The sequence below is a fragment of the Hoeflea sp. genome, from assembly GCF_039975035.1.
Taxonomy (GTDB): Bacteria; Pseudomonadota; Alphaproteobacteria; order Rhizobiales; family Rhizobiaceae; genus Hoeflea.
The window spans coordinates 1-9,568 of record NZ_JBDWHW010000058.1 but is presented as its reverse complement, the minus strand read 5'-3'; the positions used below and the strand labels follow the sequence as shown (position 1 = coordinate 9,568).

Below are 9,568 nucleotides of genomic sequence, written 5' to 3'. Positions count from 1 at the left end.
CTCGCCGATGTCGGGCTCGACGGCGACGAGGCCGCGCTCGACATCCGCGACCTGCGATCCCTGGTCGACTGCATCCGGCTGGTGCGCCGCACCGCCATGCAGACCGCGGTCCGCATGATCACCACCGGCGTCATGCTGGCGCTGCTCGCGGGCATCGCCATCAAGCTCAAGATCTTCGGCGGCGGTCCGTAGGCTAGCCCCAACCACATTCATCAGCCCGCAATGACCCGCCCTCGAGGCGGGTTTTTCGTTTTCGGAGAACCCCATGACCTCGACCTTCCACCCCCACTGGCGTGACGTGCCCGAGAGCAGCTGGCGCTGGCCCAACTTCTCGCCCGCCGAAATCGCCTGCCGGGGCACCGGCAAGCTGCTCATCAACGAACCTGCGCTCGACAGGCTGCAGGCGCTGCGCGACCGGCTGGGCAAGCCGCTGATCGTCCGCTCAGCCTATCGCAGCCCCGAGCACAACCGTGCCGTCGGCGGCGCGACCCGCTCCAAGCACCTCGACGGCGCCGCCTTCGACATCGCCATGGCGAACCACGACCCGGTGGCGTTCGAAGCCGCGGCGCGCGAGATCGGGTTCCTCGGCTTCGGCTTCTACCCGCGCTCCGGTTTCATGCATGTCGACCTCGGGCCTGCGCGGCAGTGGGGTGAGCGGTTCCCGGTTCGGGCGACTGCCTTCGCCGAAGAAACGCCACCAGCGCGCGAGGTTTTGGCCGACAGCCGCACCATGAAGGGCGGCGGCGCGGCCGGCGTAGCGACGCTGGGTGCTGCGGGTGTCGAGGTGGCGCAGAGCGTCCTGACGGAGACCCAAACCGCCATCCTGCCGCTCGTGCCGTATCTCGACACGTTGCGCTGGGTGTTAATCGCCGTGGCGCTCGGCGGCATCGCGGTCACGATCTACGCCCGCCTCGATGACTGGCGCCGGGGCCGCCGATGATTGGTGCGCTCCTCGCTGGGTTCGCCACCAACCCGTGGGTCCGGACGGCACTGCGCTACGGCGCCGTCGCGCTCACAGTGCTCCTGTTCCTGCTTTCGCTTCGGCGGTCTGGCGAGCGAGCGGGACGCCTCGCCGATCGCCTTGAGACAACGGAGAAGGTCAATCATGTCCAACGCCAGATGCTGGAAGCAGCAGCTCGCCGCCCTCGCGATCTCGACGAGCTCACTGAGCGGCTGCGCGGTGGTCGGTTCTGAACCGCGCTTCGCAACCGTCTGCCCTCCCGTCGTCGAGTACAGCCGTGAGTTCCAGGCGCGCGCGGCCGACGAGCTCAATCTGCTGCCGGAGGCGTCGGCTATCGCCGAGATGATCGCCGATTACAGCGTCATGCTGGATCAGGCGCGGGCGTGCCGTTGAATCGGCATAATGACAGACTGGATGCGCTGCCATCCGAGAAAGAACTTTCGAGGAACACAGGTGCGTGTTATGCGGGTTTCGTCGACTCTTACCGATTCAAACCGATATACACGGGCCAAAGAGGGTGGTGGCGGGATGACTGAACCATGGGTCTCTGTTGATCAAGTGGCCGCCCACCTAGGGGTGGCGAAGGACACGGTGTACCGCTGGATCGAATCCAAGAGCTTGCCCGCTCAGCGGGTTGGGCGGCTTTGGAAGTTCAAGCTGAGCGATGTTGATCGCTGGGTCATGGACGGGATGGCAGCGGAAGATGCACCAGCCGTTGCCGAGAAATTGACGAGCGAAGGTGAATGATGTGAAAATGGGTGCCTAATCATGCCGACACCTGACCGGCCAAGGATTTATCACATAGTCCATGTCGACAACCTAGCGTCTATTGTCGGGGACGGTTGCCTGTGGCCTGACGCCGTGATGGTCAAGCGGCGGCAGGGAGCGGCGGTGATCGGAAACAACGAGATCAAGGCTGACCGCCTTGTTCTACCCGTACAATGCAATCCCGGCACTTGCGTGGGCGACTATGTTCCGTTCTATCTCTGTCCGCGTTCCGTGATGCTCTATGTGATTTCACGGAGAAACCACCCGAACGTGGCGTACAACGATGGGCAGGGTCCGGTCGTTCATCTCGTCGCGGATATGCGTGAAGTCGTAGATTGGGCAGCGGCAAATAATCGCCGCTGGGCATTTACTGACATAAATGCCGCCAACCGCGCCGCTGACTTCTACAACGATCTCTCAAAGCTCGATCAGGTAAACTGGGACGCGATCAATGCAAGAAACTGGGTTTCTTGTCGCGATCACAAAATGGCAGAGTTTCTCATGCATGAGAGCTTTCCTTGGGAGCTTGTTCGCGGCATCGGTGTACATTCCGAACAAGTTGGTGCTCGTGCAATGGCAGCGTTCGGGAAGAGTAAGCATAGACCGCAAGTCAAAGTAAAAAGAGAATGGTACTACTAAGGGGAGGATGACCATGATCAGATATATGACAGGCGACATTTTGCAGGCGGACGCAGAGGCGATCGTCAACACGGTGAACTGCGTCGGCATCATGGGCCGTGGCATCGCCCTCCAGTTCAAGAATGCATTTCCGGCGAACTTCAAGGCATACGAAGCGGCCTGCAAGCGCGATGAAGTTCAGCCGGGCAAGATGTTCGTGTTCGAGAGCCATACACTGACAAACCCCAAGTACATCATCAATTTCCCGACGAAACGGCATTGGCGCGGGAAAAGTCGGATGGAGGATATCGATTCCGGGCTTGTCGCCCTTGCCGAAGAGGTTCGGCAACGCGGCATCAGATCAATCGCCATCCCGCCGCTTGGGAGCGGTCTTGGTGGCTTGAATTGGGAGGACGTTCATCCCCGGATCGAAGCCGCGCTGCGCGACCTGCCGGACTTGGAGATCATTGTCTTCGAGCCAAATAGTGCGCCGGTCACAACGAAGTCGCGGGAAGTTCCAACAATGAGCCCCGGACGAGCGGCGCTGGTGGTTCTAATGAACCGCTATCTTGGCGGGCTGATGGACCCGTTCGTGACGCTACTTGAAGTGCATAAACTCATGTATTTCATGCAGGAAGCAGGCGAGCCACTCCGCCTCAAGTATGCGAAGGCGCCGTATGGTCCTTACGCCGAGAATCTGCGGCACGTCCTTCGCGCGGTCGAGGGGCATCTCGTGTCGGGATACGCCGATGGTGGCGATGCGCCCGAAAAGCTGCTTGAACTGGTCCCCGGCGCCGTGAAGGACGCGGAGTCCTTCTTGTCGGATAACCAAGATACAGCCGCGCGCTTCGATCGTGTGGCGGAGCTTGTAGAGGGGTTCGAGACACCATTCGGCCTAGAACTTCTCGCAACCGTGCACTGGGTGACGACGCGCGAAAAGGCTGTCAGCGCAGAGGATGCAATCGAAAAGGTTTATGCGTGGAACGAACGTAAGAAGCGTTTCTCCCCGCGCCAGATCGGCATCGCTCTCCAGAACTTGCAGAACAAGGAGTGGCTCGCAAGCGCCTGAACCAGTGTTTTACGCTCCTCCTTGTCTGACGAAGAGGTTGGTGCGGTGCCAGGTCAGTTGCTTCCGATGCTTGTCGGTCAACGGGATCGGTTCCTGCCAGCGCAATTCGGCGCAAGCGCTGTCGCTCAGGAAGGGTGAGAATTGCGGCTGGCCCTCGTCATTGAACGTTACTAGCCCGCGATCAAAGGCAGCATCCCACAAGGCCGAGAGCAGGAAGCCGTTATGGACGTCGAGGCGTTCTGCATCGCTCGCGCAATCTTTCCATGGAATTATGTGCGATGCGCGCAGCAGCGCTGTATCGGTAATGCCGGTCAGCGGGCATCGCCCCTGCCAATACTCGATCAGGCCCACGCGGAAGATGTCCTGGCCGATGCGCTGGACGACGAGGCGTTCGGCCTCCGTCGTTTTCGGAAGGTCCTTGATCTTCGTCTCGAACTCCCGAAGCGGCGCATCGGGCAGGCTCGCCGCCAGTTGGTAGATCCGCGGTAACACGATGTAGACTTGGCCGAGCGTCCCGAATGCGTAGCGGGTATGACCTGGACCCGGCATGTCCACTGCAGGCATATCCAGCTCTTCAATGACGCCTGTGTGATCCAGGGCGAGAAACCACGGGCCCTGTGCGTCGCCTGCGGCGAGGTGGATCGTGCCGGGCACCGTGGTCGAGCTAAAGCTGGCCCATCCTTCGTTTTCGCCCAACTTGCGGCGAAAGCCATTCTGAAACGCGACCTTGGCGCTTTCCTGGCGGATGACGAAGGGCTGCGGCGCTTCGATCATTGCATATTGATCCTCATAGGTCACAGGCCAACAATCGTTCGCGGCCAGGCGCACCGCGCAAGACCGCACGTCGCCAAGGCCCTCTGTTGACGTCATGAGGTGGCCTTGTTGTCGTTGTAATCAGATACTGAAAAGTCCCACCCGCCAGCTCTTCCTCGAGTTCTCGTAAAAGCCGGAAATGCTCATCATAGATCGTTTGTCCCAAATCGGCCTCGCGCGGACTGTCGTGGATCAGAAAGGCGGGGATCCGCGTGCGGCCCTCAACGCTCAAACAGAGACAAGCCAGATCGAAGGCGAGCACTTTTAAAGACTGAATGGCCGCTGTTCGCCTATCGCCCCCGGCTTCAACAGAAATTTCAAGACCTTTACCAGTAAGACGCACAATGCCCTTGGCATCGTCACCGAGCAGACGCCGAATGATCGCTGAAAACTTCTGGGATACAGCGCCGATAGCCTTTGCCTGCTTGTCCTCGAAGCCTCGAAGTTGTTCGCGGGTGCGCTGCAACTCGTCTTCCAGTTTTCTGATAGCAGCTTCGGCACGCGCGACCTCATCGACGATTTCTGCGGCTCGCTGAACATCCTCAACACCTCGAGTGGCAGTTCGCCAGCTTGTGTTTCGAGCGTCAGCAGCCTTTTCGAGGCGATTTACTCGATCCTCTGCCTGCCGAGCCTTTTGGCTTGCCAGAGCGACTGCGGGCTTCAGGGCGCCAATTTCAGCGTTAATGCCCGCAATCTCGTTTTTCTGAATATGGATTTCCTCGCGTTTCGCCTCCAGCCGTGCACGGCACTGTGCTTGATCGGGCAGTTTGTGAGACAGCTTGCAGCCTTCCGCGAGCGCTGTGTCGATTGGCACCTCGCAGATGGGACAGACCTGACTAGCCGCGGACTGAGCGGCTGCCGAGAGTCCCGGAATTTCACTGCTCATCTGTGCGAGTAGCTTTTCTTCAAGAGGCAATCTCGCGTCGAGTTCAGCGGCCCTCAGTTCAATATTGCGCAGTTCAATACGCGCATCTTGTGAAGTACGCCTGGCCTCATCAAGCTCAGCGCCAACCCCCGATGGGAGTTTTGTCACGGCGGCAAGTTTCTCCTTTGCGGCCGACTTCAAGGAGTCCAGAAGAAGCGGCATATCAGGCAAGGATGTATCGCTAAGACCGAGATCGCGAACGAGGCGCTCCACGCGCCGCGCTTGATCCCATTCGAGAAACGACCGTTGCCGTTTTGCTTGATCAAGTTGACTTGCCAGATCCTGCTCTCCGCGGCGTGCGGCCTGCTCTTCATCCGTGATTGCGTTCAAGAACGCCCGCATCGCGAGCAATCGAGGTCCTTTGGCATCACCACTTGCCGGCTGTGGCGCATCCGATCCTGATGCCGATGAGCGCCAGTCTAGGACGTCGTCGAAACGGCATTCCTGATCGCGTGCCGCCCACGCGAGGGCGATCGGCCAAGCCCGCTGACCAGCTGAGAGCCTGGCTAACCGAGAGGTGCCTTCGCCGAGGATAGCGGCCTCGATGGCGTCGATCAGCGGCTCTATGCCCGTAGCCGTTCCCTCCATCTTCGCAACGACATCGAGGTTGCCGGCATCGACAGCGAAGTGCTTGCGACCGATGCCGAGTGGTCTCGCTACCGCCCAGCACACTCCGTCAAGCATCACCTCAGCCCCGACGACGCCATTCAGAAAAGCGGTGGAAATGGCATCGCGCTGGACCTCGTCCGCAAAGCGGACTTCGCCGAGGCAATAGCGCAGCAAACGGCAGAACAGAGTCTTCCCGCTGCCATGGCCGATTGCACGGCCGCCCCCATCGGGATCGTCATCTCCGTCTGGCGACCAGATGATGTTGAGTCCGGGCCGCAACTCGATGTCCCGAATGACCTCGCCGTCCGGCTCTTTCCAGATCTTCAGCCGTCGCACCCAAAGCCTCGGCTCCGTGAGGCCTTTCGGAACTTCAACGCTCAGTGGCGGAACCGGAAAGAGATCATCCTGCTGCGGCATTTGCGATCCAGTCTCGAACTTCGTCCGGAACAGCGTTCACGGTTGCATCAATGTCCAGGTTTCGCAGCGCGTCGAGGACAAACCTTGCGCGCCCTTCTGGCCAGCCCGCCGTGTCAAAAGCTTCCAGACCTGCGCCTGGGGTCCAGGTTCTCGCCGCGATGTCCTCGAGCAGTCGACCGTTGCCTCGATGGTTGGTGATGGCGGCATTCCATCCCGGCGTGGTTCGGGCGGCGAAGCCGACGACATTCCCTGAGCGAGGCTCTGCCTCTTGGCCCACCAGCCGCCGCCATTGGGTCTGATCATCAGGCGACAGGATCTGCGTCATGAGGTGTGGCTCAAGCATGATCGCGGCGGTCAGACGAATGGTGCGGATCGGCGTTGGGCCATCCAGCGACTTCAGAATTGCTGCGAGTGCTGCCAATGGATCATGCTGCGGAGACGGCACCGCGCGAGCCCAAGCAGCGTCGGGAATTTGCTCGAGTGGCGGAAGCTGGATGCGGTGCTGCAATGGAGCAACAGCGGAACCCTCCACACCATGACAAAGGCTGATGTCAGCGGGCGGCGGGGACAGTGGCGTCTGGTATGCCGTACCTGAAGCCTTCGCCTTCGCCATCGCGTCGTAAGCGGCCAGAACCAGCTGCTTGGTGCGGAACTCGCCATGGTCGCGCTCTTCGTATTTCCGGAGGACGGTGAACGAGTCCACGACCCAGTTGGCTTGCTCCCCGTCCAAGCCATAGAGATGCAGGACTGCCGCATCGATCTCAGCTTGGAGGATTTGACGGCGCGATGGATCCCATCTGAATGGAGGTGTTTCCCGTCCAATGCTCTCCGCGAGGCCTTGGAGCTCCCAATTCGTGTAGTAGAGCTCTATTGCGCGGTTGTTCAACCAAGCACGGACCTCCTCTCCGAGCCATGTAGGTGTTTCCTCAAACTTCGCGCGCTCAAGCATTGGCAACTGTTCAATAATAAAGAACGTCATCCTACTAGATTTTTGACGAACAGCGTAGTCGATCACCAAGCTTGAAAGGGTGGTGGAGAGCGCCAATTCGTTTATGGCGGAGGTGTCTGTTAATAAATAGGGCGAAGCATGCCCCATCGCCGTTGGCGGCAAAATTGTACCAATGAATGTCCGTTCTGACGGGCCGACATCTCTCCACGAAAATAGCCAAGGCCTTCCAGCGTCCTCGCCAAGCGTCTCCCTGGTCAGTCGAGCATCTACCCAGTATCGCGGCTGGATTCGATATTCTGCTGATTTGTGCTTCTCATCTCGGACTCTTGGAAGAACACCTTTATTGGCTTGCTTCTCGGTCTGGTCTTCATAGGTGCCGTAGCGGTGGTCGAAGTGCCAGAACATCTTACCCTCATAAAGAGGGTAGACCTGACGCCCATCGCGAAGCACTGCGAGCGCACCCCTTCGCTCTTTGATTATCGGCGCGACGTCGTCGTGGTCGATGAAATGGCCAGAATCATTTGCCATGTGGAACATGGTCTTGAGGGAAATCTCCCAGTCATTCCGAACAACCTGACTGCCTTCCTTCTCAATCAAAATCGGCGCAGCCGTGTGTATGGCAGCCGTGACTTTCGCATCTCTCGACCACCGAAAGGCGGGAAGGTTCAGGGTGTTCGGGTTGATGGCCCTGATTTCATCGACGGTGAGCGCGTACCGCTTCGAAGGATCAGCGATTTCAGCGGGTTGACGGATGTGCGCCGTGAACCATGGCTGGTCGATCTTGACCTGGGTGCCGCCAATGGTGAGCAGCCCGAACTTCGTTTCATTGTGCACGTCCTTGAAGATCTTGTCTTCGTTCTCAAAGCCGTAGAACGAGACCAGAGACCTCTCCGACAAGAGCTGGCGCAGGAACTCTCGGTAAGTGAAGCCGACCACCAGACCGTTCGGAATGATCAGCCCAGCTCGTCCCTTGGGATGGACGGCCTGCCAAGCAAGATCGGTGAACACGGCATAGGTGTTCACGTCTCCAACACCGCCTCGTGGGAAGCGCCCGGACTCGCGCATGAAATGGCTTTCAGTCGCTGCGGTTCTCAGCGCATCCTGCCATTCCCTAGCCAGGCGCGGGTTGGTGTCGTCCAGCTGTTCGATCAGCTTCTTGCGCGCAGCAGCGTTCTTCGCGGTTGCGATTTCTGCGTCCCGAAGCGCGAAGAATTCCTGTTCCTGTAATTTCACACGCTCCCATGGTGGATTGCCGAGCACTATGTTGAAGCCGCCGCGCTGCATGATGTCCGGAAACTCGAGCGGCCAATGGAAGGCCCGGGCTTCGCGCGCAACTTTGGGAGCATCGACCATCGCGTTCCGGATCTTGCCCTGATTGAGCGCCATCCAGATCTCTTCGGTCGTCGGGACAGTCCGTTCGGACGGACCTGTTGGGGCGTGGCCAGTCTTGGGCAGCAGGAATGCTGCAATGAAAAGGTCGCAAGCGGCCTTTGCCCGGACGAAGTCCTGCTTCTTGCGAAGCTCCTTGAAGCGCGCAGCTTTGGCGCCGATTTCGTCCAGCGTGTCTTCTGGCAATTCACGGAAGCCGGAGAAGTCGACAGCGAACGGCTTGGTCTCTGGCAGTTTGTTGAGCCCGGTCCCGAAGTCGAACCCGCCCTGTCCGGATTTCGCCGCGGCGTTGATCTTCCTGTAGATGCTGGCAATGTCCTTGTCGTCGCCTGTCAGCGGCTTGTAGGCGGCATCGGGAATGCCTTCCTCCAGAACCTTCAGGTCGAAAACCCCCAGCAGCGCGTCTCCACAGCGGATCTGCGCGTCGAAGAAACCGAGGGGCAGGCCCGGGTCCACCGTCTCGATCCAGAGCGCTACCTTGGTCAGCTCCACCGCCATTGGGTTGCGGTCTACCCCGTGGATGCAGCAGCGCGCGACATCGCGCAGCGCATGGCGGAAGTCTGCGAGCGCGGGCGTGCCCTCGGCCCGGATACGCGCGAGCCGCGTAGCGATGCGGCGAGCGGCGGCCAGCAAGAAGTGGCCGGACCCGCAGGCGGGGTCGATGACCGAGAGCTTCAGCAGCGCCTTGGCGGGGTCGTCCGCCTCGGCCTCGGTCTTGTCGAGCACGGGGTCGAGTGCCGTGTCGAGCAGCGCCTGAACGAGGCTGTCGGGCGTGTAGTAGGAGCCGGTAGTCTTGCGCTGGTTGCCCTTCTGCTCGGACGCTTCGGAGGCGAAGACGAGCGTCTTGCCGTCGTCGCCCAGCTGCGGCTGGAGTTCGAGAAGGGACTCGTAGACCGAGCCCAGTTCCTCGGTCTCCATCGCACGCCAGTTGACGGGGACCATTCCTGTCTTGTCGGCGAGCCAGGACAGCCGATAGAGCGCCTCCATGATGGCGCGGTTGCGCAGGCGGGCGGTTTCGAGGTGGGGCAGCCTGCCCTCGGCGAAGAGGCC

9 protein-coding genes are annotated in these 9,568 nt (G+C 60.2%); 6 read left to right on the top strand and 3 right to left on the bottom strand.

Annotated features, from left to right (window positions below):
* The 6 genes from ABJN75_RS04550 to ABJN75_RS04525 all read left to right on the top strand — a co-directional run.
* Positions 1 to 192, top strand: a 192-nt coding sequence (locus ABJN75_RS04550; protein WP_348437288.1) for a DUF6127 family protein, incomplete at its 5' end; no start/stop codon positions are given.
* Between the two features lie 73 nt (positions 193 to 265).
* Positions 266 to 940 carry a D-Ala-D-Ala carboxypeptidase family metallohydrolase gene (locus tag ABJN75_RS04545; protein WP_348437286.1) on the top strand — a complete coding sequence of 225 codons (675 nt, stop codon included), beginning with the start codon at positions 266 to 268 and terminating at the stop codon, positions 938 to 940.
* A gap of 165 nt (positions 941 to 1,105) precedes the next feature.
* Positions 1,106 to 1,354: a hypothetical protein gene (locus ABJN75_RS04540; protein WP_348437284.1), complete on the top strand. Its 249-nt coding sequence runs from the start codon at positions 1,106 to 1,108 to the stop codon at positions 1,352 to 1,354.
* A 135-nt stretch (positions 1,355 to 1,489) separates the two neighbouring features.
* Positions 1,490 to 1,708: a helix-turn-helix domain-containing protein gene (locus ABJN75_RS04535; protein WP_348437282.1), complete on the top strand. Its 219-nt coding sequence runs from the start codon at positions 1,490 to 1,492 to the stop codon at positions 1,706 to 1,708.
* Positions 1,709 to 1,729: 21 nt separating this feature from the next.
* Entirely contained in the window at positions 1,730 to 2,368 is a 639-nt protein-coding gene (locus tag ABJN75_RS04530) for a DUF4433 domain-containing protein (protein WP_348437280.1), read from the top strand.
* Between the two features lie 13 nt (positions 2,369 to 2,381).
* The gene (locus ABJN75_RS04525; protein WP_348437278.1) at positions 2,382 to 3,416 is read left to right on the top strand and encodes a macro domain-containing protein; all 1,035 of its coding nucleotides are present in this window, start codon (positions 2,382 to 2,384) and stop codon (positions 3,414 to 3,416) included.
* A 9-nt stretch (positions 3,417 to 3,425) separates the two neighbouring features.
* Here the strand turns inward: ABJN75_RS04525 and ABJN75_RS04520 are convergent, their stop codons facing one another.
* The 3 genes from ABJN75_RS04520 to ABJN75_RS04510 all read right to left on the bottom strand — a co-directional run.
* Entirely contained in the window at positions 3,426 to 4,190 is a 765-nt protein-coding gene (locus ABJN75_RS04520; protein ID WP_348437276.1) for an HNH endonuclease, read from the bottom strand.
* Between the two features lie 13 nt (positions 4,191 to 4,203).
* Positions 4,204 to 6,180, bottom strand: coding sequence for a chromosome segregation protein SMC (locus ABJN75_RS04515; RefSeq protein ID WP_348437274.1), 1,977 nt, complete (start codon positions 6,178 to 6,180; stop codon positions 4,204 to 4,206).
* Positions 6,164 to 9,568 (bottom strand): N-6 DNA methylase (locus ABJN75_RS04510; protein WP_348437272.1); only part of this gene is annotated, 3,405 nt, incomplete at its 5' end. The genes ABJN75_RS04515 and ABJN75_RS04510, both read right to left, overlap by 17 nt.